Source organism: Pseudomonas sp. Eqa60 (assembly GCF_018326405.1).
Classification (GTDB): Bacteria; Pseudomonadota; Gammaproteobacteria; order Pseudomonadales; family Pseudomonadaceae; genus Aquipseudomonas; species Aquipseudomonas protegens.
Genome location: NZ_AP024342.1, coordinates 2,071,350 through 2,095,880, shown reverse-complemented (window position 1 = coordinate 2,095,880; position 24,531 = coordinate 2,071,350). Strand labels below are relative to the sequence as shown.

The 24,531-nt window shown below is 62.9% G+C and carries 24 protein-coding genes and 2 pseudogenes; 7 read left to right on the top strand and 19 right to left on the bottom strand.

Annotation, left to right across the window (positions count from 1 at the left end):
- Nucleotides 1–13: 13 nt before the first annotated feature.
- Nucleotides 14–1,218 (bottom strand): annotated as a pseudogene (locus KI242_RS09545) (acetyl-CoA C-acetyltransferase).
- 609 nt (nt 1,219–1,827) lie between these two features.
- Between KI242_RS09545 and KI242_RS09540 the strand changes: the two are divergent.
- Together KI242_RS09540 and KI242_RS09535 are read left to right on the top strand one after the other, a co-directional pair.
- Complete coding sequence (locus tag KI242_RS09540; protein WP_011060155.1) at nt 1,828–2,277, top strand: rhodanese-like domain-containing protein; 450 nt, start codon at nt 1,828–1,830, stop codon at nt 2,275–2,277.
- Nucleotides 2,274–3,080 (top strand): cytochrome c, encoded by an 807-nt coding sequence (locus tag KI242_RS09535; RefSeq protein ID WP_065363428.1) that lies wholly within the window; start codon nt 2,274–2,276, stop codon nt 3,078–3,080. Before KI242_RS09540 ends, KI242_RS09535 begins: the two co-directional genes overlap by 4 nt.
- Nucleotides 3,081–3,148: 68 nt before the next feature.
- Here the strand turns inward: KI242_RS09535 and KI242_RS09530 are convergent, their stop codons facing one another.
- The 14 genes from KI242_RS09530 to KI242_RS09465 all read right to left on the bottom strand — a co-directional run bounded on the left by KI242_RS09530 (nt 3,149) and on the right by KI242_RS09465 (nt 14,724).
- The gene (locus tag KI242_RS09530; RefSeq protein WP_053149888.1) at nt 3,149–3,922 is read right to left on the bottom strand and encodes a transglutaminase family protein; all 774 of its coding nucleotides are present in this window, start codon (nt 3,920–3,922) and stop codon (nt 3,149–3,151) included.
- The gene (locus KI242_RS09525) at nt 3,919–4,869 is read right to left on the bottom strand and encodes an alpha-E domain-containing protein (protein WP_011060152.1); all 951 of its coding nucleotides are present in this window, start codon (nt 4,867–4,869) and stop codon (nt 3,919–3,921) included. The genes KI242_RS09530 and KI242_RS09525 overlap by 4 nt, the downstream gene beginning before the upstream one ends.
- 11 nt (nt 4,870–4,880) lie before the next feature.
- Nucleotides 4,881–6,290, bottom strand: a complete 1,410-nt coding sequence (locus KI242_RS09520) for a circularly permuted type 2 ATP-grasp protein (RefSeq protein WP_123473755.1) — start codon at nt 6,288–6,290, stop codon at nt 4,881–4,883.
- A gap of 440 nt (nt 6,291–6,730) precedes the next feature.
- Complete coding sequence (locus KI242_RS09515; protein ID WP_011060150.1) at nt 6,731–7,072, bottom strand: ribonuclease E inhibitor RraB; 342 nt, start codon at nt 7,070–7,072, stop codon at nt 6,731–6,733.
- Nucleotides 7,073–7,284: 212 nt separating this feature from the next.
- Nucleotides 7,285–7,518 carry a hypothetical protein gene (locus KI242_RS09510; RefSeq protein WP_015634724.1) on the bottom strand — a complete coding sequence of 78 codons (234 nt, stop codon included), beginning with the start codon at nt 7,516–7,518 and terminating at the stop codon, nt 7,285–7,287.
- Nucleotides 7,519–7,661: 143 nt separating this feature from the next.
- Nucleotides 7,662–8,270, bottom strand: a complete 609-nt coding sequence (locus KI242_RS09505) for an START domain-containing protein (RefSeq protein ID WP_011060148.1) — start codon at nt 8,268–8,270, stop codon at nt 7,662–7,664.
- Nucleotides 8,271–8,313: 43 nt separating this feature from the next.
- Nucleotides 8,314–8,568, bottom strand: coding sequence for a YkgJ family cysteine cluster protein (locus tag KI242_RS09500; protein ID WP_011060147.1), 255 nt, complete (start codon nt 8,566–8,568; stop codon nt 8,314–8,316).
- Nucleotides 8,569–8,738: 170 nt separating this feature from the next.
- Nucleotides 8,739–9,239 carry a hypothetical protein gene (locus KI242_RS09495; protein ID WP_053150162.1) on the bottom strand — a complete coding sequence of 167 codons (501 nt, stop codon included), beginning with the start codon at nt 9,237–9,239 and terminating at the stop codon, nt 8,739–8,741.
- A 77-nt stretch (nt 9,240–9,316) separates the two neighbouring features.
- Nucleotides 9,317–10,756, bottom strand: a complete 1,440-nt coding sequence (locus KI242_RS09490; RefSeq protein ID WP_011060145.1) for a PLP-dependent aminotransferase family protein — start codon at nt 10,754–10,756, stop codon at nt 9,317–9,319.
- Nucleotides 10,757–10,961: 205 nt separating this feature from the next.
- Complete coding sequence (locus tag KI242_RS09485) at nt 10,962–11,774, bottom strand: OmpA family protein (protein WP_011060144.1); 813 nt, start codon at nt 11,772–11,774, stop codon at nt 10,962–10,964.
- A complete protein-coding gene (locus KI242_RS09480; RefSeq protein ID WP_011060143.1) occupies nt 11,771–12,127 on the bottom strand; it encodes a DUF4398 domain-containing protein in 357 nt (118 codons plus the stop codon). Before KI242_RS09480 ends, KI242_RS09485 begins: the two co-directional genes overlap by 4 nt.
- 9 nt (nt 12,128–12,136) lie before the next feature.
- Complete coding sequence (locus KI242_RS09475) at nt 12,137–12,961, bottom strand: transporter substrate-binding domain-containing protein (protein ID WP_053157134.1); 825 nt, start codon at nt 12,959–12,961, stop codon at nt 12,137–12,139.
- 81 nt (nt 12,962–13,042) lie between these two features.
- Nucleotides 13,043–13,972, bottom strand: a complete 930-nt coding sequence (locus KI242_RS09470; protein ID WP_011060141.1) for an FAD-binding protein — start codon at nt 13,970–13,972, stop codon at nt 13,043–13,045.
- 2 nt (nt 13,973–13,974) lie between these two features.
- Entirely contained in the window at nt 13,975–14,724 is a 750-nt protein-coding gene (locus KI242_RS09465; protein WP_015634720.1) for an electron transfer flavoprotein subunit beta/FixA family protein, read from the bottom strand.
- 549 nt (nt 14,725–15,273) lie between these two features.
- Between KI242_RS09465 and KI242_RS09460 the strand changes: the two genes are divergently transcribed.
- A complete protein-coding gene (locus tag KI242_RS09460) occupies nt 15,274–16,938 on the top strand; it encodes an electron transfer flavoprotein-ubiquinone oxidoreductase (protein WP_011060139.1) in 1,665 nt (554 codons plus the stop codon).
- Nucleotides 16,939–17,107: 169 nt separating this feature from the next.
- Here the strand turns inward: KI242_RS09460 and KI242_RS09455 are convergent, their stop codons facing one another.
- A complete protein-coding gene (locus KI242_RS09455) occupies nt 17,108–17,998 on the bottom strand; it encodes an AraC family transcriptional regulator (protein ID WP_011060138.1) in 891 nt (296 codons plus the stop codon).
- Between the two features lie 180 nt (nt 17,999–18,178).
- On the opposite strand from KI242_RS09455, the gene KI242_RS09450 reads away from it, so the two are divergent.
- Nucleotides 18,179–19,231 carry an NAD(P)-dependent alcohol dehydrogenase gene (locus KI242_RS09450; protein WP_053157034.1) on the top strand — a complete coding sequence of 351 codons (1,053 nt, stop codon included), beginning with the start codon at nt 18,179–18,181 and terminating at the stop codon, nt 19,229–19,231.
- A gap of 92 nt (nt 19,232–19,323) precedes the next feature.
- On the opposite strand, the gene KI242_RS09445 is transcribed toward KI242_RS09450, so the two are convergent.
- Nucleotides 19,324–19,803: a GNAT family N-acetyltransferase gene (locus tag KI242_RS09445; RefSeq protein WP_053157030.1), complete on the bottom strand. Its 480-nt coding sequence runs from the start codon at nt 19,801–19,803 to the stop codon at nt 19,324–19,326.
- Nucleotides 19,804–20,014: 211 nt separating this feature from the next.
- Here KI242_RS09445 and KI242_RS09440 point away from each other — a divergent pair, with 211 nt between their 5' ends.
- The 3 genes from KI242_RS09440 to KI242_RS09430 all read left to right on the top strand — a co-directional run bounded on the left by KI242_RS09440 (nt 20,015) and on the right by KI242_RS09430 (nt 22,077).
- Complete coding sequence (locus KI242_RS09440) at nt 20,015–21,232, top strand: MFS transporter (protein ID WP_015634718.1); 1,218 nt, start codon at nt 20,015–20,017, stop codon at nt 21,230–21,232.
- Nucleotides 21,233–21,316: 84 nt separating this feature from the next.
- On the top strand, nt 21,317–21,643 hold the full coding sequence (locus KI242_RS09435; protein WP_011060134.1) for a hypothetical protein: 327 nt from the start codon (nt 21,317–21,319) through the stop codon (nt 21,641–21,643).
- Nucleotides 21,644–21,696: 53 nt separating this feature from the next.
- The gene (locus KI242_RS09430; RefSeq protein ID WP_015634717.1) at nt 21,697–22,077 is read left to right on the top strand and encodes a Rho termination factor N-terminal domain-containing protein; all 381 of its coding nucleotides are present in this window, start codon (nt 21,697–21,699) and stop codon (nt 22,075–22,077) included.
- A 26-nt stretch (nt 22,078–22,103) separates the two neighbouring features.
- On the opposite strand, the gene KI242_RS09425 is transcribed toward KI242_RS09430, so the two are convergent.
- Both KI242_RS09425 and KI242_RS09420 read right to left on the bottom strand, forming a co-directional pair.
- The gene (locus KI242_RS09425) at nt 22,104–23,024 is read right to left on the bottom strand and encodes a PfkB family carbohydrate kinase (protein WP_015634716.1); all 921 of its coding nucleotides are present in this window, start codon (nt 23,022–23,024) and stop codon (nt 22,104–22,106) included.
- Nucleotides 23,017–24,482, bottom strand: a pseudogene (locus KI242_RS09420) (cytosine permease). Before KI242_RS09420 ends, KI242_RS09425 begins: the two are co-directional and overlap by 8 nt.
- Between the last annotated feature and the right edge of the window lie 49 nt (nt 24,483–24,531).

Below are 24,531 nucleotides of genomic sequence, written 5' to 3'. Positions count from 1 at the left end.
TTGAAGTCGGGGCTCAGAGGCGTTCGATGATGGTGGCGATACCCATGCCGCCGCCGACACAGAGGGTCGCCAGGCCATAGCGCTGGCGCCGGGTTTCCAGCTCATCGAGCAAGGTGCCGAGGATCGCGCAGCCGGTGGCCCCCAGCGGGTGGCCCATGGCGATGGAGCCGCCGTTGACATTGACCTTGGCCGGGTCGATGGCCATGTCCTTGATGAACTTGAGCACCACCGAGGCGAAGGCTTCATTGACTTCGAACAGGTCGATGTCCTCGACCCGCAGCCCGGCCTTGGCCAGGGCCTTGCGGGTGGCCGGCGCCGGGCCGGTGAGCATGATGGTGGGGTCGGTGCTGGTGACCGCCGTGGCCACGATCCGCGCCCGGGGCTTGAGCCCCAGCTCGCGGCCCTTGGCTTCGGAGCCGATCAGCATCAGCGCCGCGCCGTCGACGATGCCCGAGCTGTTGCCAGGGGTGTGCACATGGTCGATCCGCTCCACATGGCTGTAGACCCGTAGCGCCGTGGCATCGAAGCCCATCTGCCCCATCATCTCGAAACTCGGCTTGAGCTTGCCCAGGCCCTCCAGGGTCGAATCGGCGCGAATGAACTCGTCATGGTCCAGCAGCACGATGCCGTTCTGGTCCTGCACCGGCACCAGGGATTTGGCAAAGGCCCCGCCAGCCCGGGCGCGGGCGGCCTTCTGCTGGGAGTGCAGGGCAAAGCGGTCGACGTCCTCCCGGGAGAAGCCTTCCAGGGTCGCGATCAGGTCGGCGCCAATCCCCTGGGGGTGAAATGGCTGTGCAGGTTGGTCTCCGGGTCCAGCACCCAGGCCCCGCCGTCGCTGCCCATGGGCACCCGCGACATGGACTCGACGCCGCCAACCACCACCAGTTCCTCGAACCCGGAACGCACCTTCATCGCCCCCAGGTTGACTGCCTCCAACCCGGAAGCGCAGAAGCGATTGATCTGCACCCCGGCCACGCTTACATCCCAATCCGCAGCCTGGACCGCGGTCTTGGCGATATCGGCGCCCTGATCACCGATCGGCGTCACACAGCCCAGGACCACATCGTCCACCTGGCTGGTGTCCAGTTCGCAGCGCTGCTGCAGGGCGCGCAACAGGCCCGCGGCCAGGTTCACCGGTTTCACGCTGTGCAAGGCGCCATCGGCCTTGCCTTTGCCGCGGGGCGTGCGTAACGCATCGAATATCAAAGCTTGGGTCATGACGTCCTCGAACCGCTGTGCAGGGGAAAATGTCGAGCTCCCACCTTAGGCGCGGCAGCGTCGGATTCAATGACCGATGCGCTCAGCCGCCTTGACGCCGACGCTCAGACGAACGGTAGGCAGCTAAGGGCTCTGCCGATGAAGGGTCGCGAGCTGTCTAGCCAGAGGGCGGCCAAGGCACGCCCGGGCCGATATATAGCCTTTTAATAAATCAGAAATATAAATTCATACGAATTGGATCTAAGCCAGAGGATTCAAGGCCCCTAAGGTAGAAACTGTAGGAAGTTCCAGACGGATTCTGCACTGGGGCAAGTAAGAAAAAGGACACATAGCCGGTTCATAGTGACTCGTAATGGAGTTCACCCACCGGCATGCATTGACGCTCAGGAATAACAACAAAAGGCATTCAGCCATGTTCAAGCATTCGAAAGTACGTCAGGCGGGGCTCATTCTTTTCGCAACCACACTGCTGTTGATCTTGCCGAATCTCACCAAAGTGATCGGCTGATCTGTGGCTGCTCGATCAACAAGACGGAAAATTGTCCCCGGTTCCTACCGGGGCACGGACTTGTGTGCCAGTCTTCCTGAGGAACACCAAGGGGAAGACTCATGCGCCATTGGATTGCACTCGCCACACTCCTGAGCGCCTTTCACGCTCACGCCGGAATCATCGACGTCAACCGCGCGGTGGACGAAATCAATGATGGGGCGTTGATCCTCGATCTGCGCAACGAGAGCGACTTTGCCGCCGGCAATGTGCACAACTCGCTGCAGGTCAATCTCGAACTGGAGGACGGCACCGGCATCAGCGCCGAGGGCCTGGCCTACCAGTTGCGCAAAGTGGTGCTGGACCCCAACGCCACCGTGGTGATCTACAGCGACACCAACCAGCACGCCCTTGAAGCCGAAGACACGCTGGTCAAGCACGGCTATTTCGGTATCGTGAACGGCGGCAACTACGAAGAGCTCCGGGACGCCCTGTTCGACCATGTGTCGCGACCGGACGACGTGCTTCCCGGCGACGAACCCACTGACGACGACCCGACGGCCATCAATTGAAAGTATTCCTCCTTGGCGCTGCCCTGCTGCTGAGCAGCCCGCTGCACGCCGCGCAACTGCTGATCGACCTGGGCTCCGCCAGCCACACCTGGCAGACCGAAGAACTGCTAAGGCACCCCCAGGCCCAGACCATTACCATCAAGGACGATGTGTCCTACAAGCGCGACATGCAGTACCGCGCCGTGCCCATGGCGACCCTGCTCAAGGGCCTGAAGGCCGAAGACCATCTTCAAGCCGTGGCCCTGGACGGCTTTGCCGCGGAGCTCAGCGCCGCGCCGCTGCTTGAACGCCAGGGCGCCCAGGCCTGGCTGGCCGTGGAGGACCCGAGCCGGCCCTGGCCTGCGCTGGCTGCCGACAAACCCAGCGCCGGGCCTTTCTATCTGGTGTGGACCGACCCTGCCGCCGGGCATATCAGCCCGGAGCAATGGCCGTTCCAGGTGGCGCGCATCCAGCGCCTGGAGCCAGTGGCGCAGCGCTTCCCGACCCTGCTTCCGGATCCGCAGTTGGCGGCCACTGATCCGATCAACCAGGGCTTTGCCCTGTTCCAGAAAAACTGCCTGGCCTGCCACCGGCTCAACGGTGCCGGCGATTCACAGTTCGGTCCGGACCTGAATATCCCCTACAGCCCTACCGAGTATTTCAGCGGCGATTTCCTCAAGCGCTATATCCGCGATCCGCAAAGCATGAGGCGCTGGCCCCAGGCGAAGATGCCCGGGTTCAACAACAACGTGCTGCCGGATCAGGAGCTGGACCTGCTGCTGGGGTATCTCAGGCACATGGCGGGGCGCAAGCAGGTTCCCTGAGCCTTGCGACATCGCCTTTGCCACCTCTGGCGCCTTCGCCGGCAGCCGGCGCCTAGCGAAAACGCGTGTTACTGCTGGAGCACCCTGGCGTGCATCTGCTCACCGGCGGCGCCCCGGCGCATGCCGCGCACCGGGCAGGCATCCAGGTAGTCCAGGCCCACCGCCAGCTTGAGGTGGCGCTCGGGCCGCGCCAGTTGGTGGGTCACATCGAAGCTGTACCAGGCGCCTTCCAGCCAGGCTTCGGCCCAGGCGTGGCCAAGTAATTGCCCGCTGTCCTCGCGGTACAGATAACCGGAAACAAAACGTGACGGAACGCCCAGGCTACGGGCACAGGCAAGGAAGGCGTGGGTGTGGTCCTGGCAGACCCCGGCGCGCCCGGCGAAAGCCTGCGCCGCGCTGGTGGTCACGCCCGTTGCCCCAGGCGTGTAGGCCATGAGCTGGTGCAGCCCATGCATCAGGTCGATCAACCCTGTGCGATCACGCCGCCTTGCGCATTGCCGGCCGGCGAACTCGCGCAGTTGCGCATCCGCCTCGGTCAGGCTGGTGAAACGCAGGAACGGCAAGGGCGACTGGCATTCATGCTCGGCCTCGCGCAGCTCATCGATATCCACTTGGCCACGGGCGCCGATGATCACTGCTTCGTGGGGCTCGTCCAGGGTCAGTACGTGCAGGATGTTGCCGAAGGGGTCCCGCTGCGCACGCACCGGTCGTGGCAGATCCAGCTGCCAGCAGAGCACTTGCTGGCGCTCGCTGTCGTGGGGTGTCAGGCGCAGGTACTGGATGCTGGCGCCTACCGGATCGGCGTAGCGATAGGTGGTTTCATGGCTCACGGACAGTCTCATGCCGCCTCCAGATAAGAGCGGTGAATCGCGTTGCCCAACTGGCGCACCAGGGGGATGAAGTCGGTCAGCCAGGCGTGCAGGCCTTCGTCGAGAATCTGATCGATACCGATGTAGCGCAGGCGTGCATCCATCTGCGCAGCCAGACGCTGGGCCGGGCGCCCGTTGTCGCCGGGCAGGCTGGCGAGGATCTGGTCGATCTCCTCGGTACAGGCCCGCAGCGAGCGCGGCACGTCGGCGCGCAACAACAGCAGCTCGGCCACATGCCGGGCACCGGGCGCCTCGCGATAGACCTCGGTGTAGGCCTCGAAGGAAGACAAGGCCCGCAGCAACGCACTCCACTGGTAATAGGCATGGGCGGTGCCGTCGCACACCGCATCGGCCTGGTCGCCGGCCATCTCGTAGCGTGCGTCCAGCAGGCGCAGGGTGTTGTCGGCGCGCTCGATGAAGGTTCCCAGGCGGATAAAGCGAAAGGCGTCGTTGCGCATGATGGTGCCGTAGGAGGCGCCACGAAACAGATGGGAGCGCTCCTTGATCCATTCGCAGAAGCGGTTCATGCCATAGGCACTGAGGCCCTGGCTGGCGATCTGGTGGATGTCCAGCCAGGTGGCATTGACGTTTTCCCACATGTCGGCGGTGATCCGCCCGCGCACGGCATGGGCACAGGCCCGGGCCGATCCCAGGCAACTGTAGATACTGGCGGGGTTGGCCGGGTCCAGGGCGAAGAACTGCAATAGCTGCTCGGCGTGCAAGGCCTGGTGGCGGGCGTGGTAATCCTCCAGGGTGCCGGTGATCAGCAGTGGCATGGCCAGCTCGTGCAGGCCATCGCCGCGCCCGTCCTGGGGCATCAGCGACAGGGAATAGCTGACATCGAGCATCCGCGCCAGGTTTTCCGCGCGCTCCAGGTAGCGTGACATCCAGTACAGGTCCGAAGCGGTTCGACTCAACATGGCAGGCTTCCTTAATCCTCGACCACCCAAGTGTCCTTGGTCCCGCCGCCCTGTGAGGAATTCACCACCAACGAACCTTCACGCAGGGCCACACGGGTAAGACCACCGGGCACCACACGGGTTTCACCACCAGAAAGGACAAAGGGCCGCAGATCGATATGCCGCGGGGCGACGCCGCTTTCGACAAAGGTCGGGCAGGTGGACAGCGCCAGGGTCGGTTGGGCGATGTACGCCTCGGGCCGGGCCTTGATCCGTACGCGGAACTCCTCGATCTGCGCCGCCGTGGCCGCCGGCCCCACCAGCATGCCGTAGCCGCCGGAACCCTGGGTTTCCTTGACCACCAGTTGCGCCAGGTTGGCCAGCACATGGGACAGCTCGGCGGGCCGGCGGCACTGCCAGGTCGGCACGTTCTGCAGAATCGGCTCTTCGTCCAGGTAGAAACGGATCATCTCGGTGACATAGGGGTACACCGACTTGTCATCGGCCACCCCGGTGCCGATGGCGTTGGCCAGTACCACAGTGCCCGAGCGGTAGGCTGCCAACAGGCCGGGCACGCCGAGCAGGGAATCGGGGTTGAACGCCAGGGGGTCGAGGAAGGCATCGTCGAGGCGACGGTAGATCACATCCACCGCCTGCGGGCCGGCGGTGGTGCGCATGAACACCCGGTCGTCACGCACGAACAGGTCGGCACCTTCCACCAGCTCCACTCCCATCTCCCGCGCCAGGAACGCATGCTCGAAAAATGCGCTGTTGAAGCGCCCCGGGGTCAGTACCACCACCGTCGGATTGTCCAGGGGGCTGGAGCTTTTCAGGGTATCGAGCAACAGGTTCGGATAATGGTCGATGGGCGCGATGCGCTGGGCGGCGAACAGCTCGGGAAACAGGCGCATCATCATCTTGCGGTCTTCGAGCATGTAGCTGACGCCGCTGGGGGTGCGCAGGTTGTCCTCGAGCACGCAGTAGCGGCCGTCGCCGTCGCGTACCAGATCAACTCCGCAGACATGGGCATAGACATCACCGTGCAGGTCCAGGCCCTGCATGGCCAGCTGGTACTGCTGATTGGCCAGGACCTGCTCGGCGGGAATGATCCCGGCGCGGATGATTCGTTGCTGGTGGTAGAGATCGGCCAGAAACAGGTTCAGCGCCCGTACCCGCTGGATGCACCCTTGTTCGATGATCCGCCATTCCCGTGCCGGGATGATGCGGGGAATGGTGTCGAAGGGAATCAGCCGCTCGGTGCCCTGCTCGTCGCCATACAGGGTGAAGGTGATGCCGGCACGGTGGAACAGCAGGTCGGCCTCGCGACGGCGGCGGGCCAGGAGTTCGTCGGGGGTATTGGCCAGCCAGCGGGCGAACTCGCGGTAATGCTCGCGAACCTGGCCGTCGGCCCCATGCATTTCATCAACAGCGCTGTGGTTCATGCCGTACTCCCTGTCACCTGCACACCCGGGCTTCGCCAGCCCTGTGCCTTCGGCACAAGCGCCCCAAAATCAGTCCGTTGCAGCCCAAGGCCGATGCCCGCATAACCGATGCATGCGGACCGCCCCTGCCCCGGCCATGGCTGGCATCGGTCTTGGCTATCACCAGCATAGTCAGAGTTGATTTCACTGCCCGCTGGCCGCTGGGGATAATCGCGTCCATCGAGCAAACACTTCGCCAAGCCTGATGAAGTCGCTGCTGCAACCTTGATGACGCCGATGACAACCGGGTCCGGGCTCTCCCGACCGGTTCCCTCTCCTGACCGGTCTTCCCTTTTAGCCACCCTCTCGGGTGGCTTTTTTTTATCTTGTGCGGGCCCCGAAAACACAATTGGCCGGCCCAGGGGCCAGCCAATTGTCTGTCTCGGTATATCTAGCGCAGGCTATACCAGCCGTCCACGGATCTCCTGTTTCACTCCCCAGCCCTCAATGATGCCGCCCAGGGGCTCGACCACCGCCTCGAAGTCCTGTTCAAAATCCCCGATGCCGCCATAGGTGGCGTACATCACCTTGCTCAGTTCCAGGTACCAGGCGCCGTCGTCACGCACGCTGACCTGGGCATTCAAGGATTCACCGCGAAAATGTCCTGCCGCCCTGCGTGCCCGCTCCTCATCCGGAAAAATGGCGTAGAACTCGATGGGATGGAATCGTGAAAAGTCGAAACCGCCTTCTTTCATGCGGCGCAGCACACTGCTGCTGATGTCTTCTTGAACGGCTGTGCTCATGAAACGTCCTCCTCAAACCGATGGATAGACTTTCCGTGTTTCCCGAACCGCAGGCCAAAGGGACCAGCATCACGACCCGGGGCGGGTCGTCAGGAAACAAGCATGGAGCTGACAAGATCAGAGCCTAGCGAAGAATTCGCTGATCTCGTTTGCAGATTAGCGCCTTGCTCTGGACGTCGCCAGAAATTGCTGCGAAGCGCGCTCTACCCTCTCTAGATCGGCGTGATACTGAGAATCTGAATGCTGTTCTGCTCTTTCAGGCTCTTGAGGGTGGGATCCTCGGTGCGCCCGTCCAGATCGTTCAGGTCCAGTTCGGCACTCACTGGCAACAACTTGGCCCGCACCAGTTGGGCGGCGCGTTCCATCGTCGGTTGCTGGTCGCAGTCGAAATGCTCGACGGACTGGACACCATGATCGTCAACGAAAGTGACTTGCCACTTTTGCATCAGTGCCTCCTCGATAGCCCCATGAGTGGGCTGACAACATCTCGACCCTGAGCAACGGGCAATCGTTCCACCGCGCTGCCGGAACACATCAATGACAAGGCCGCCCGAAGGCGGCCCTGGTAATGCTGGCAAAACTCAGCCGATCAAGGCTTTTCGGCGCGAGCCTTGAGTGCCTTCAGGGTGTTGAACGGCGCATCCACCACGAACTTGTTGGCCAGCCAGGACGGCACGCTACCACCCGGCTCGGTGTGCACCTGGTAAGTCACTTCCACCTGGTCGGCGCCTTTGGGTACGAACTTCCAGTAGCCCTCGACCTGGGCCACCCGCACGAAGCCTTTCTCTTCAGGGATGTAGGTGGGCACGCCCTCCAGTTTGCGGGTCAGGCTGCCGTCGGCCGCTTCGCTGGTAGTGATGTGCAATACCGAGTCACGGGCAGTGACTGGCCACGGGGTGTTGAACTGGGTGTAGGTCCAGCTTTGATCGCCCTCGTGCTTGAGCAGTTTCTGGGTCTTGCACTCGTGGATCCAGGAGCAGGCGCCCGCCACGTCTTCCTGCAGCGCGCGGAGCTTGGCGATGGAGGTCTTCATGGTGGTCACACCACGGTAGGCCTTGTATTTGGAGCCGGCCACTTCACTCAAGGAGACCTTGATGCCGTCTTCATCCTTGGCGGTTTGCCAGTCTTCGGCGTGGGCCGTTGCCGACAACAGCACGGTTAAACCACAGAGCACAGCCATTCGTTGCAGCGAACCCATTGTCTTATTCCTTATTGTTGAAGTTCCGTTCATTGAGAACACTCTATGCCGCGGTCACTTGTTCCCACCAGCCAATCAGGCGGATGGCTTCTTCGCGGCTTTCGCCACACACCTCGGGATCCGCCAGGAACGCCCCACACACCGCCGGCCGCTCCGGCAGGCCGAACAGCCCGCACAGGTGTTCGACAGAAAGATGCAGGCAACGTTCTCCCGCCGGTTTGCCCTGGGGCATTCCGGGAATCGGGGTGCTGATGGAAGGGGCGATGCAGCAGGCGCCACAACCTTCACGGCAGTTCATGAGGAAAAGCTCCTTGCGACAAGCAGAGTGTTGAATGACGCCCGCCAAGAGTAACCGCTAAAACAGCCGTTTAAAATTACTCAAAGAACGGATTTGACGCACAACCGTGCGTGACTGATCAGTCTCCGACAAAGTGTCGAGCCAACCCGTCACAGAAGAGGATGAAGAATTTACTGCTTGAACTCGAAATCCAGGGCCGCGCCTTCGATATCCCGACGTTCCTCGTTGCGCAGCTGCAATTGCATTTCATTGCTGAGCAAGCGGCCGTTGAGCTGGAACGGGCTGCTTTCCTTGGGCTTCTCGCCAAACATCTGCGGCAGCAGCGGCTCGCGCTTGGGTAGCGGCACACTGCCCACCGGCTGCAGGTGCTTGACCATTTCCGGCGGCAGGCTCAAGTCCACCTTGGCACTGGGCAACGGCGTCTTGATGTCCTGATAGGCCCATTTGGACTTGGGTTTGGCGGGCGCCTTCTTGGCCGCGGACTTGCTCTTGCTGGCACTGGCCGAAGGCTTGGCCTTGCTGGCCGGAGCCTTCTTGGCAGGGGCCGCCTTAGTGGCGTGGGCCGCCCCCGCAGCCGGCTTGTCCTGGGAGGAAGCCGCCTGGACAGGAGCCATGAAGGCGGTTCCCAACAGACAGACACTTAACCAGAGGGCAGGTAGAAAGGCTTTCATGAAAGACAGGTAGATCGACAAAAGGTCCTCTATGCTCGCTTGTTGCAGGCCCCATGACAAGCACAGGGCCACACTGATTAAAATCCGCCCGCCGCCTCCTGGCACAACTGGCTGGCAAGCATTCCCAAAGTCATCAGGGCCCGCTCGGCCTCGCGATTCCAGGGCGTACCGCAGTTGAGCCGCACACAGTGGTTGAACTGCTCGGTGTTGCTGAAGATCAGCCCCGGGGCGATGCTGATGCCCTGCTGCAAGGCTCGCACATGAAGCTCCTGGGTGTTGACCCGCCCCGGCAGGCTGACCCAGAGAATGAAGCCCCCGTTGGGCCGGGTGATCTGCGTGCCCTCAGGGAAGTACTGCTGCACCGCCAGCTGAAAGGCGCTGAGATTCTTCCGGTATTCCTGGCGGATGTACCGTAAATGCCGGTCATAACCGCCGTTTTCCAGGTAGGCCGCAACCCCCATCTGGGTCACGCTGCACGCAGAATGGGTGCTGAAGGTCTGCAGGCGCTGGATCTCCTGCTGGTACTTGCCGGCAATCATCCAGCCGATGCGCACGCCGGGAGACAGGGTCTTGGAGAAGCTCGAACAGTAGATCACCCGATCCAGGCGGTCATAGGCCTTGAGGGCCTTGGTACGCCCCACCTCGAACATCAACTCGCCATAGATATCGTCCTCGACCACCTGGATATCGAAATCCGATGCCAGGCGCAGCAACTGCTTCTGCCGCTCCTCGGGCATGGTGCCGCCCAGGGGATTGCTCAGGCGTGTGGTCAGCACCAGGGCCTTGATCGACCATTGGTTGGCCGCCAGTTGCAGGGCTTCCAGGCTCATGCCGGTGGACGGATCACTGGGAATCTCGATGACCTTGAGCCCCAGCAAGTCCGCCAGTTGCAGCAGGCCGTAGTAGGTCGGCGACTCCGCAGCAATCAGGTCCCCGGGCCGGGTCAGTACCCGCAATGACATCTGCAGGGCATCGACGCAGCCGTGGGTGATCACCACTTCCGACGGGTCGACCACCACCCCGGCATCGCGCATGCGAATGGCCACCTGACGCCGCAGTGGCTCGAAGCCCGGGCTGAACATGTAACTGAATGCCCGGGGGCTGTGGAACCGGGTGACCTTGGCCAACTGCTGGTGCAGCGCCCGCACTGGCAGATAGTCAACGCTGGGCACTGCGGCCCCCAACGGAAACACACCTTCGCGACGGGACTCCACCAGCACCTGCTGAATGATGCTGCTGCGGGTCACCAGCCCAGGGCGCTCGACCCGGGCGATATCCGGCGTGGGCGCGGTCAGCGCCGGCGTCTGGTGCACGTAGTAGCCCGACTGCGGGCGCGCGCGAATCAGCCCCTGGTCTTCGAGGTTGGCGTAGGCCTGGAGTACCGTGGCGTGGCTGACATTGAGCTGCGAGCTCATCTTGCGTACCGACGGTACGCGCTCCCCCGGCTGGTAGACACCACGGCGAATATCCTCAGCCAGTTGCTGAGCGATACGTTGATAGAGCAAGAGATTGGTCATGGCGCAGCACTCGATTTCACGGTGTTTTATTCTTGTGTGAAACAATACCGGCACAGTTTAGAAGTGTACTGGGACAGTTTCTACAATAGTCGAGGACACAGGGCAGTGAAAAGCATAACTGTAGGGTTTTTGTGAACCTCTTGGCAGGCATAAAAAAACCCGACGCGGGCAAGGCGTCGGGTTTTTCCGTGGCACTGGCGCAGCTTCAGCGAGAAGCGCCCAACTGGCCTTTTTCGTCGGAGAACACGATCTCTACCCGACGGTTCTGCGCCCTTCCCCGCTCGGAAGCATTGGCCTCCACCGGGTAGTCGTCGCCATAGCCTTCGACCTGGATGCGTTTTTCATCGATACCCAGGTCCACCAGCACATCCGCCACGGCTTGGGCGCGGTCCTTGGACAGCTGCAGATTGCTCTGGCGCTCGCCGGTGTTGTCGGTGTAACCCTCGATGCGCACCACGCGCTTGGGGTTCAACTGGAGGAACTGCACCACCTTGAGCACAGTGCGGTTCGCCGAGTTCTTCAGTTCCGCTTCGCCGGTATCGAACAGCACATCCCCCAGAGTCATCACCAGACCGCGATCGGTCTGGGTGGTGGCCAGGCTGATGATCTGTTCTTCCAGCCATTTGCCCTGCTGCTGCACGCTGAGCAACTTGGCTTCGCGCAGGGCCAGTTGCAGGCGCTGGCGCTCCAGCTCGAGCTTGGCCGCACGCTCGTTGTTGAGTGCCTGTTCGGTATGCTCACGGGCGATTTCGCTGTAGCGCCGACTCAGGTAGGCGTAATGCTCCACATCGCCACCGCTGCCCCAATAGGTGGAGAGGCGATCGGCACGTGCAAGGGACTCCCCGGCACGGATCACGTCCTTGGGCGCGATACGCAGCACGTTGGAGTCTTCCTTGACCTTCTGGAAGTCGTTACTGGCCTGCTGCAGGGCTTCTTCGCTGTGCTGGCCAGCGCAGCCATAGAGTCCGGCGCATGCCAGGAGCACTGCACTGCCGATGATCCGGGTAGACAGATTCATTGGGCATCTCCCAGTTGCTTGCGCAGGCGAGTGATGCGGGTATTGAGTGCATTCACCTGTTCCTGGCTCTTGCGGGTCAGGACCTTGGCTTCGGCCAGGCGCGCATCCAGTTCGGCCTGTTCTGCGCGCATCCGCGCTTTCTTGTAGGACTCATCCTGCATGTTGCCCTGTGCCCGGGAGAACTTGTCTTCGGCCAGTTTCAACTCGGGCATGTCCTCGGCAGAAGCCCCCACGGCCTTGGCCTGCTCCAGCGTCTGCGCGGTGAGGCGCATCTGCTCGATGGGCGCCGGATCGGTTGCACAACCCGCCAGGGCGAGAACAGCCATGGCGGCGAAAAGAGGTCGAATAGTCACACAAGATTCCTACTGTTTTGGGCTGCTGACGGGTTGCTGCAACTGGGCCTTCCAGCGCTCCAGATTGCGCTGCAGCAAGGTCTCCGTCAGACCGGACGCGGGCAATTCTGTCATCTTTTTGGCCAACTGTCCGCGCAACCATGGGTCATTGCAGGCGGAGTTATGGGACAGCGCAAGGAACAGCCCCGGTTTGTCGATGGGCTGGGGAAACGCCGCCAGATCCGCCGTCATGCCCAGGGTCTGGGCCATGGCCATGCCTGCGTAGCGAGGCGCCAGCACATAGTCCACCTCCCCCAGGAGCAAGGTCTGGAAGACCTGGGTCAGATTCGGCAGGCGCTTGAGTTGCAGATGCTCCTTGGCCATGGCGACAAAGGGCTGAGTCAGCCGGGCCTTTTCCGACACGGCGCCGGGATGGCCTGCCAGGTCTCCCGGCTGGGTGTAGCTGAGGGTCGAATCCTTGCGGGTCCAGACCAGATAGTCGTTCTGCACCAGCGCCGGGTGGATGTAGTCCAGCGATTCCAGCTCATTGAAGGTCAGCGGTGCATCGGCGAGCAGGTCCATGCGCCCGGTGCGTACCTCGTCCAGCGCCTCGGAGCGCTTGCCGGCATACAGCACCTCGACCTTCAGCCCCAGCTCCCCGGCCACCTGCTGCAGCAGGTCGGCGCTGGCACCCATCAGGTGCTTGGGGTCCTGAGGGTCACGCCACAGGTAAGGCGGTGCATCGGGGCTGCCAGTGACCACCAGACGCTCGCACTTGCCCGCCGCCATCGACAACGATGGCAACAACGTCAGGCCCAACAGCACTGGCCAGCCACTCATGCGGCGCAGATCCATGGCGAAACCCTCCCCCGACAAAAAACACACATAAAAAAACCCGGCCAAAAGGCCGGGCTCTTTATAAGTGAAGACGCCGGATTAGACCAGCTTCTCCAACTCAGGTACGGCTTCGAACAAGTCCGCTACCAGGCCGTAGTCGGCTACCTGGAAGATTGGCGCTTCTTCGTCCTTGTTGATCGCGACGATCACTTTGGAGTCCTTCATGCCCGCCAGGTGCTGGATCGCGCCGGAGATACCGACGGCGATGTACAGCTGTGGCGCAACGATCTTGCCGGTCTGGCCGACCTGCATGTCGTTGGGCACAAAACCTGCGTCCACCGCAGCGCGGGACGCGCCGACAGCAGCGCCCAGCTTGTCGGCCAGGGCATACAGGTGCTTGAAGTTGTCGCCGTTCTGCATGCCGCGGCCGCCGGAAACGACGATCTTGGCTGCGGTCAGTTCAGGGCGATCGGACTTGGCCAGCTCTTCGCCAACGAAGCTCGACTTGCCGGCATCGTGAGCGGCGCCGACGGTTTCGACTGCAGCCGAACCACCTTCAGCGGCAACGGCGTCGAAGCCGGTGGCACGCACGGTGATGACTTTTACGGCAGCCGAGGACTGCACGGTAGCGATGGCGTTACCGGCATAGATCGGACGCTTGAAGGTATCAGCGCTTTCTACCGAGATGATTTCGGAGATCTGGTCTACGTCCAGCTGAGCGGCAACCCGCGGCAGGATGTTTTTGCCGTTGGAAGTAGCGGCTGCCAGGATGTGGCTGTAGCCAGCGCCCAGTTCGGCCACCAGCGGCGCAACGTTTTCCGGCAGTTGGTGAGCGTAGGCGGCGTTGTCGGCCACCAGCACTTTGGCCACGCCAGCGATCTTGGCCGCGGCTTCAGCCACGGCGCCAACGCCCTGGCCGGCTACCAGTACATGCACGTCACCACCGATTTTGGCGGCGGCGGCAACGGTGTTCAGGGTGGCCGGAGCCAGCGCCTTGTTATCGTGTTCGGCGATTACCAAGATAGTCATGATCAGATTACCTTCGCTTCGTTTTTCAGTTTCTCGACCAGTTCAGCCACCGACTTGACCTTGATGCCCGCGCTGCGTGCAGCCGGCGCTTCGACTTTCAGGGTCTTGTTGGTGGAGGCGGTGGAAACGCCCAAAGCATCAGGAGTCAGCGTTTCAAGCGGCTTCTTCTTGGCTTTCATGATGTTTGGCAGAGACGCGTAGCGCGGCTCGTTCAAACGCAGGTCGGTGGTGACGATGGCTGGCAGGTTCAGCGCAACGGTCTGCAGGCCGCCGTCGATTTCACGGGTGACGTTGACCTTGTCGCCGGACACTTCGACCTTGGAGGCGAAGGTGCCTTGAGCGTAGCCGCTCAGGGCTGCCAGCATCTGGCCGGTCTGGTTGTTGTCGCTATCGATGGCCTGTTTGCCGAGGATCACCAGCTGTGGCTGTTCCTTGTCGACCACGGCCTTGAGCAGCTTGGCCACGGCCAGGGAGTTCAACTCTTCAGCGGACTCGACGAGGATCGCGCGATCGGCACCCAGTGCCAGGGCGGTACGCAGTTGCTCTTGAGCAGTAGCAGGACCGATGGAGACGACGACGATTTCAGTCGCTACACCTTTCTCTTTCAGGCGTACGGCTTCTTCCACTGCGATTTCGCAGAAAGGGTTCATCGACATCTTGACGTTGGCGAGGTCGACGCCGGAGTTGTCCGCTTTGACGCGAACCTTGACGTTATAGTCGACCACTCGTTTGACAGCTACAAGAACCTTCATGGATTCCTCGTTACTCTCCGGTGAAAAGAAAGTCGCCTAGGCGAGAACCTGGCGGTTGATGCTCATCGGCACAAGGGCACCTCCAAAAACGCTGGCGCACAAAAAGGTTGACCTTGCTCACGGGGTGATGACCGTTCGTCAGTGGTGACCGACGAGTCATTCATTATCGCGGCGTGTAGACTGCGCACTTTCAAGCTGCGCGCGCGTCACCTTTACTGCCTTTGCCCTGTCTTTAGAGGTGCTCTTGAAACCAACAGTCAGCCTACGGCGAGCGCAAAACCGACCGTATCTTGACCGGAACGCCTTTTCCGGTCAATACGGCAAAATAGCCGTTTATAAGCCGCGCTTCTTTGATTTATCTGGGCTGCGGCAAATTCAAACAAACGTTTGTATTGGACGCTGAGAGTGGTGTAGATATAATGCGCCGCCCAGAGAGAAAGGTCGGCCGTCCTCCCCTTCTCCCCCCCATGCGCGATGGGAGAAAGCGGGGATGCAACGCCAAACCTCCAATTAGAAAAAACCGTTGAGCCTTGAGTAGGAGATAGCCTAGTGGAACGCGAATACATGGAATTCGACGTGGTCATCGTCGGTGCCGGCCCCGCAGGCTTGTCCGCCGCTTGCCGCCTTAAGCAGAAGGCCGCTGAAGCCGGGAAGGAAATCAGCGTCTGCGTGGTTGAAAAAGGCTCCGAAGTCGGTGCTCACATCCTTTCCGGTGCCGTGTTCGAACCACGGGCCCTGAATGAATTGTTCCCGGACTGGAAGGAACTGGGCGCCCCGCTCAATACCCCGGTCACCCGCGACGACATCTATGTCCTGCGCAGCGGCGAAACCTCCACCAAGGTTCCAGACTTCTTTGTGCCCAAGACCATGCACAACGAAGGCAACTACATCATTTCCCTGGGCAATCTGTGCCGCTGGCTGGCCCAGCAGGCCGAGAACCTGGGCGTGGAAATCTACCCGGGCTTTGCCGCCCAGGAAGCCCTGATCGACGAAAACGGCGTAGTCCGCGGGATTCTTACCGGCGACATGGGTGTCGACCGTGAAGGCCAGCCGAAAGAGGGCATGTACACCCCCGGCATGGAACTGCGCGGCAAATACACCCTGTTCGCCGAAGGCTGCCGTGGCCATATCGGCAAGCAACTGATCAAGCAGTTCAACCTGGACAGCGACGCCGACGCCCAGCACTACGGCATCGGCCTCAAGGAAATCTGGGAAATCGACCCGGCCAAGCACCAGCCTGGCCTGGTGGTGCACACCGCCGGCTGGCCGCTGGATATCATGAGCAACGAGAACACTGGCGGCTCCTTCCTCTATCACCTGGAAAACAACCAGGTAGTAGTGGGCCTGATCGTCGACCTGTCCTACGCCAACACTTACCTGTCGCCGTTCGACGAGTTCCAGCGCCTCAAGCATCACCCGGTGCTCAAGCAGTACCTGGAAGGCGGCAAGCGCGTCAGCTACGGCGCTCGCGCCATCTGCAAGGGCGGCCTGAACTCGCTGCCGAAGATGGTGTTCAAGGGTGGCGCGCTGATCGGCTGCGACCTGGGCACCCTGAACTTCGCCAAGATCAAGGGCAGCCACACCGCCATGAAGTCCGGCATGCTGGCCGCCGATGCGGTAGCCGACTCGCTGTTCGCCGGCTCCGAAGGAGCCGACGAACTCAAGAGCTACGTCGATTCGTTCAAGGCCAGCTGGCTGTATGAAGAGCTGTTCGCCAGCCGCAACTTCGGCCCGGCCATGCACAAGTTCGGCCCGATCATCGGCGCGGGCTTCAACTGGATGGACCAGAATATCTTCGGCGGCAAACTGCCGTTCACCCTGCACGACACCAAGCCGGACTACGCCTGCCTGAAGCTGGCCAAGGACTGCGTGAAGATCGACTATCCGAAACCCGACGGCAAACTCAGCTTCGACAAGTTGAGCTCGGTGTTCATCTCCGGCACCAACCATGAAGAAGAACAGCCTTGCCACCTGAAGCTGACCGACCCGAGCATCCCGCTGAGCCGCAACCTGCCGCTGTACGACGAACCTGCCCAGCGTTACTGCCCGGCCGGCGTGTATGAGGTGATCACCCAGGAAGATGGCGAGAAGCGCTTCCAGATCAACGCGCAGAACTGCGTGCACTGCAAGACTTGCGACATCAAGGACCCGGCCCAGAACATTACCTGGGTCACTCCGGAAGGCGCCGGCGGCCCGACTTACCCGAACATGTAAGCCGGTGCGATAAAAGAAGGCCCCCTTTATGGGGGCCTTTTTCATGCCAGGGATTCTCTGGCACAGCACCCTGCAGGAGCCGGCTTGCCGGCGAAGAGCTCCCCAAGCCTTGCTCCGGCCCAAGGGCGCATTCGCTGGCAAGCCAGCTCCTACAAGGGGGGCGATGTTTTCAGGCGGCGCGTTCTTCGCCCGGGTTGCGTTCGAAGTAGCGCTTGTACTCGCGGCTGAACTGCGAAGTGCTCTGGTAGCCCACACGATGCGCCACCTGGGCCACGCCCAGCCCCTCTCCCAGCAGCAACTGCTGGGCCTTGAGCAGGCGCAGGCGCTTGAGGTACTGCACCGGCGACAGCAGGGTGCTGCGCTTGAAATGCTCGTGGAAGGTCGAGGTGCTCATGTTGGCGCAGCGGGCCAGGGTCTCGACGTTCAACGGCTCGGTGTAGTGCTCGTGCAGGTGATTGAGCGAAGCCGCAACCCGGGCGAACTGCCCCTGCTGCTCCACCAGCGCCCGCAGCGCATCGGCCTGGGGCCCGCGCAAAGCGGCAAAGAGCAACTCACGCACCCGTGAAGGGCCCATGACCTTGCACTCCAGAGGATCGTGCAGGCAGCGCAACAAGCGTTCCACGCAACCACGCATGGCGTCGTCGAGCACAGCCGAGGTCATCGACTCCAGGGTCTGCGCCGAAGCCGCCCGGCCTTCGGTGACGCCCATGGCCAGCACCAGCTCGCTCAATACCGCCCGGTCGATGGCGATGGAAACCCCCAGCAGCGGCGCATCGGGCAAGGCGAAGGTTTCGCACTCGAAGGGCACCGACAGGGCCTGGATCAGGTAATGCCCGGCACCGTATTCCAGGGTTCGCGTGCCCAGGTAGGCCAGCTTGCTACCCTGGGCAATGATCATCAGGCTCGGCTCATAGATCTGTGGGCCCCGCGCCACGTCGCAACTGGCCCGCAGCACCTGGACCCCGGGCAAGGCGGTGGCAACGAAACCGTCACGGCTGGCAAGGGGCTGGATCAGCGAGACCAGGGTGGCGTTGGCGTCCAGATGGCGGGTCAGCAGCATGGGGAAAACTTCACGGAAAAAGGGACGAAAACATCATCGCAGGTCTGTACGCCAATGCCGCGTGAAAACCGCCAATGCCGGAGGAATAGGCATGACATGCCGAGGAATCGCCATGGTTGGCCCAGGGCCCGACGCCGAGAATGCCACGCCTCAATTGTCAATGCTTTTGCGAGGTCCACCATGTACACCGCCATCGGTTATGCCGCCCAATCGGCCACCACTCCCCTCGCCCCCATGAGCTTCGAGCGCCGCAGTCCGCGTGCGGACGACGTCGCCATCGAGATCCTCTACTGCGGCGTCTGCCACTCCGACATCCATCAGGCCCGCAACGAATGGGGCATCGCCGTGTACCCGCTGATGCCGGGCCACGAGATCGTCGGCAAGGTCACAGCCGTCGGCGCCAACGTCAGCAAGCACAAGGTCGGCGACCTGGTGGGCGTCGGTTGCATGGTGGATTCCTGCCGCCACTGCGAGGCCTGCGCCGCCGACCTGGAGCAATACTGCCTGCAAGGCCCGACCATGACCTACGCCACCCCGGACCGGGTCGATGGCAGCAACACCATGGGCGGCTACTCCGACAGCATCGTGGTCAGCGAGCACTTTGTGGTGCGCATTCCGGAGAAACTCGACTTGGCCAGCGCCGCGCCAATCCTCTGCGCCGGCATTACCACCTACTCGCCACTCAAGCATTACGGGGTCAAGCCCGGTGACAAGGTAGGGATTCTCGGCATGGGCGGCCTGGGCCACATGGGCATCAAGTTCGCCAAGGCCCTGGGCGCCGAAGTGACCCTGTTCACCCGCTCCGCGAGCAAGGCCGAAGAAGCCCGCCGCCAGGGTGCCGACCATGTGATCGTATCCACCGACGCGGCGCAGATGCAGTCGGTGGCCGGGCACTTCGACTTTCTCCTGGACACCATCCCGGTGCCCCACGACCTCAACCCCTACCTCGACACCCTGCGCTTCGATGGCGTGCATATCCTGGTGGGCCTGATCGAACCGGTGGACCCGGCGCTGCACGCCGGCAAGCTGGTGATGAGCCGCCGGGTGCTGGCCGGCTCGCTGATCGGCGGCATTGCCGAGACCCAGGAAGTGCTGGACTTCTGCGCCGAGCACGGCATCACCTGCGATATCGAAATGCTCGACATCCGCCAGATCAATCAAGCCTACGAGCGCATGATCAAGGGTGATGTGAAGTACCGCTTCGTGATCGACATGGCGACCTTGAAAGGCTGATTCTCGACACCGTCAAAGCATGGCTTGTCGCCGGGGGCGCCGATGGCGTGCGCCTTCGCCGGCACGCCGGCTCCTCCACGAGCCAGCGGAGGTCAGCCGCGAGCAAAGGCGCGCAGCACTTCGCCATCCATGCGGTACTTGACCCATTCCTCCTGAGGCTGGGCGCCCAGGGACTTGTAGAACTGGATCGCCGGCTCGTTCCACTCCAGCACGCTCCATTCGAAGCGCCCGCAATCATTGTCACAGGCGATCTGCGCCAGATGCCGCAGCAGTTGCTTGCCCGCCCCGCCGCCCCGTTGTTCCGGAGTGATGTAAAGGTCCTCCAGGTACAGGCAGTTGCTGCCCAGCCAAGTGGAATAACTGAAGAAGAACACCGCAAAGCCGATCGGCACGCCTTCGCGCAGGCAGATCAGGCCATGGGCCGTGGCCCCCTCGCTGAACAGGCTGCGTTCGATATCGGCGACGCCGGCGATCACTTCATGGCGGGCCCGCTCGTAATCGGCAAGTTCGGTGATGAACGCAAGAATCTGCGGGGCATCGCTGGGCAGTGCAGGACGGATTTCTACGGTCATCGACGGCTCTCTTGTTGGAATCAGGCGGCCATATTAGAACGGCAGCAGAAATACATGCACGACCATTTATGCCAAGCCCCCCGGCCCAGCTCCTTGCGCACGGCACTTACTCCGCTGCCGACTAACCCTGAGGCCTGCAGGAACACAACAAACACCAGGAGGCGCCATGTTAGAAAGCCCGACATGACTTCAAGCATAAAGAGGCACTTTCATGTCGGCGTGCACCCCGCAGCAGTCCCGGGTCTCGGCCCCGTTATTCGGCCTGTTCTGCCTGGGCAGCTACCTGCTGTCGCTGTCCTACGGCTCGACCTTTCTCCTGTCGCTGCTGATCGGCAGCCGTGGCGGCAATGAACACGATGCCGGCACGGTGATTTCCACAGCCATGCTCAGCACCTTTGTTGCGGTGATCGGCTCCGGGCACCTCTCGGACCGCCTCGGCGCCGCGCGCTCGGTGGCAGTGTTCGGCTGCCTACTGGCGGTGGCCAGCCTGGGCTTTGCCCTGACCCCGGGGGTCGGCCCCGGCCTGCTGTTCTTCGGCCTGACCCTGGGCCTGGGCTGGGGGGTGTTCTATACCCTGGGGCCGATCATCGTGGCGATGCTGGTGGAGCCTGCGCAACGGGCCCGCTACTTCGCATTGCTGTCGGGCAGCATGATGACCGGCATCGGCTCCGGCCCCTTGCTGGGGCGCCTGGCCAGTGCCCTGGGCTACCCACTGACCAGCGCCTTTCTGATCGCCGCCGGTGCCAGCCTGCTGGGTGTGCTGATCTTCTGGCGGCTGGGCGGCCGGCTGCGCCAGCAGGCCAACCACCTGGGCACCGCGGCGGCTAGCATCACCTGGGCTGGCACCGCGCAGGTGCTGTCCTCCCGCGCCGTCTGGCCGATTCTCATGGTGGGCCTGGGAGGTTGCGTATTCGGCGGCCTGTCGAGCTTCCAGACCAGCTACGGCCCCTCCCGCGGCGTCGACTACTCGCTGTTCTTCCTCGGCTTCATGAGCGCCGCCATCGCCAGCCGCCTGCTGATCGCCGGGATCGTGGTCAAGCGCGATCCCTATCGTGCTGCCTGCCTCCTCTCGGGGCTGATGCTGGTGTCGATCCTGCTCTTTTTATTTGCTGTCGACAGCAGCGCCAGCTACCTGCTGGCTGCCGTGACCCTGGGGGTGGGCTATGGCCTGACCTACTCGGTGATCAATGGCCTGGCGGCCAACGAAGCACCAGCCGGCTGCACCTCCCAGGCGTTGCTGCTGTTCAGCCTGTCGTACTTCATCGGAGTCTTCGGTTTTCCCTGGCTGGCCGGGCGGATCATCGTCGAAGCCGGCATCCAGGCGCTGCTGTTCACGGTGCTCGGCGTGGCGTTGCTGAACTGGCTGATCAGCCTTGGCCGCCTGGGCTGGCGGCGCCTGGGCCACTGGCGTATGGCAGCCGGTGCATAACACCGTTCGTCGATCATCAGGCACCAACCGGCCCCGGCAGCGGACCAATATCAGGTAACGACTCTAACGAATGGAGGCGACACCATGATCAAGGTCCAACTCTGCGCCCTGGCCCTGGCCGGACTGCTGTCCACTGCTGCCCTGGCCGGCGCCACCGGCCCGACCAACCCGGTTGAAGGCCCGAAATCCCCGGCCACCCAGGGCACGCCGAAGATCAACATCAACCCACCGGCCATGGACGAAGGCTCATTGCCACCGGCGACCGGGACCGACCCGCGCATTCAGGGCAACGACAACGGCCGCCAGGGCGGTGTCGGCACCATGGACTCCAGCACACCCGACAGTGGCAAGACCGGTACCGGCTCGAAAACCACCACCGGCGGCTCAGGTTCTGAAGGCAGCAGCCAGTAACCGCCGGTTCAATCCAGCAGGCCCTGTGCGCCAGGGCCTTGAGGAGAGATGTCATGACTCGAGGAAGCAAAGCCAAATACACCCTGGCCCAGCGCCGCAAGGCCGCGGCCATCGAAGCCAGCTACGAAGAACGCGGGCTCTCGCCGGAGCAGGCCGAAGCACGGGCCTGGGCCACGGTGAACAAGCAGTCCGGCGGCGGTGAACGGGCGGGCGGCTCCGGTCGGGACAAAAGCCCGGCAGACAAGGCCCGGGCCCGCAGCGAGTCGGCCCGACGCGCGGTGGCTACGCGCCACGGGCATGCCCGCAACAGCGCGGCGTCCCTGGGCACCCAGAGCAAGGTCAGCCTGATGCGCGAAGCTCGGGCGAAGAAGATTCCGGGACGCTCGCGCATGCGCAAGCAGGAGCTGATCGAAGCCTTGAGCAAGGCCGGCTGACCGGCGGCCAGTTGCTCGCCGCTGACTCAGCCGCGCGCCAGCAAGGCATCCACTTCGGCACTGCCCGGAGCGGTGGCCGGGCCACGCCGGGTGACGGCAATCGCCGCCGCGGCGTTGGCCCTACGAGCCGCCATCAGCGGCTCAAGGCCCGCTGCGAGCCCGGCGACCAAGACCCCGGCGTGGGCATCACCGGCACCGTTGCTGTCCACCGCCTCCACCTTGAACCCCGGCACCTGCACCGCCTGCCCCTGGCGGCTGACCCAACAGCCGCGGGGGCCATCACGCAGCACCAGCAACGCCGCAGGTGACAACCAGCTTTCGAGCTGCGCCAGCGCCTGGGCAATCTGCGAAGTACCGGTCAATTGCAATGCCTCGGCGCGGTTGCTGCTCCAGATGTCGATCCGCGGCAACAGCGCCGCCATCAAGGGTGAATCTGCCGAACCGGCCAACGGCCCCGGGTCGAACATCAATGGGATCGAACGAGGCAGCGCCAGCAACCAGTCCAACAGGGCCCGTGCCTTGCACTCCTGCAACAGGCTGTAGCCGCTGACATAGAGGTAATCCCCCGCCTCCACCCGGACCCGGGCCAGATCCTCGGCCGACAATTCGCCCTCGGCGCCGATATGGGAAATGAAGGTGCGTTCAGCAGAGGCTTCGGTCAGGGCCACGCACAGACCGGTATCAGCCCCCCTGCCGGGCTCCAGGCTCATCTGTATGCCTTCGCCCTGCATCGCCGCCCGCGCCAGGTCGCCAAAGCGCCCCTGCCCGTGGCGCCCGAGGTAGACCACCGGCAACCCGTTGCGCGCCGCGGCGGCCATCACGTTGAAGCCGCCACCGGCCTCGAAGCCCGCAGATTGCGCGAGCACATCGCCTCCGGAGGCCGGCAGGCGCTCTACCGCCATCACCAGGTCGACTATCACCTGGCCGGTGTGCAGCAACCTAGGCATTGGCGTTCTCGACAAAGGCCGCGCGCCGGTCCCGGGCACCGCCCAGTAGAGCGTAACCGCCGCCGGCCACCAGGAAGGTAACGATCCAGCCCAGGCCGTTATGCCCCAGCCAGGAATCGGCCAGGGGCCCGGTGAACCAGACGTCTTCGGCAGTGGTGCCGATGGTGGTGAAACAGAAGCCCAGCACAATCGCCAGCACCCAGGCGCCAAACGCTCGCCATTCGATGCCGCCCGGTACCAGTAGGCGCTGCTCGGGCCGACGTTGAGCAGATCATCGGCGCTGTAGTGATGACGATGGATCAGGTCCACCACGAAGATCCCCACCCAGGCGGTGATCGGCACCGCCAGCAGGGAGATGAAGCTGATGAAAGGGCCATAGAAGCTGTCGGCAATCAGCATGAAATAGATCGAGCCGAGGAAGATCGCCACGATATCCACCAGCACCGCATAGACCCGCTTGACCTTGAGGCCCAGGGTCAGCGCGGTGAGGCCGGCGGAATACACAGAGAGGTTGTTGGACAGCAGCAGGCCGCCAAAGGCCGCGACCAGGTAGGGCACCGCCATCCAGGTCGGCAGCATGTCGCGGATCGCGATGATCGGGTCCACTGCCGAGGCCAGGTGATCGTTGCCCACCGACAGCAACCCGCCCAGGGTAATCAGCAACACCAGCGGAATGCCGGCGCCAAACGCCGCCGAAGCCACCAGGCGCCCGGCCGTTACCGAACGGTGCTGATAACGCGACATATCGGCCCCGGAACTGGCCCAGCCAATCCCGGTCCCGGCGGCCATGGTGCCGACGCCGATGATCATCGCGCTCATGGGGGCCGGCGCGGCATTGAAGACCGCCGCCCAGTCGATGGTGGCGCAGAGGAAACCGCCCACCAGCACGTTCAGGGCACCAAAGCCGTAGGTGGCCCACTTCTGGATGACCAGCAAGGTAGCGTGGCCCAGGCCGGAGACGCTCAGGGTCATCAGCACGAAGATGCCGATGAACAGCAGGGTCAGCAGCGGCGCATCCTTGGCCGAGGCCGGGGTCTGGAACAGGATCGAGCTCAGGGACAGCAGGACAAAGGCCGCTGTGGTGGTATTGACCGTCTCCCAGCCAACCCGTGAAAGCATCGACACCAGGGTCGGGCCGATATTGCCCCGCACCCCGAAGATTGCCCGGGACAGGGTCAGGCTCGGCGCCCGCCCGCGCCGGCCGGCTACCGAGATCAAGCCGACCACGGCGAACGACCCCACCGACCCCAGGATGGCCACCAGCAGCACCTGCCAGATCGACAAACCGCGAAACGCCACCAGAGTCGCCCCCAGGGGCAGGCCGAGAATACTGATGTTGGCCGCGAACCAGACCCAGAACAGCTGCAGCGGGTGCCCGTCGCACTCTGCCTCGGGAACCGGCTCGATACCGCGGGTTTCCAGTTGCCCGGCGCCTGATCCGGCCGTGGATGAACTCATGATAAAACTCCTGTTGCCGTTGTTAGGGGTATTGGGCAATTTCGGAAGT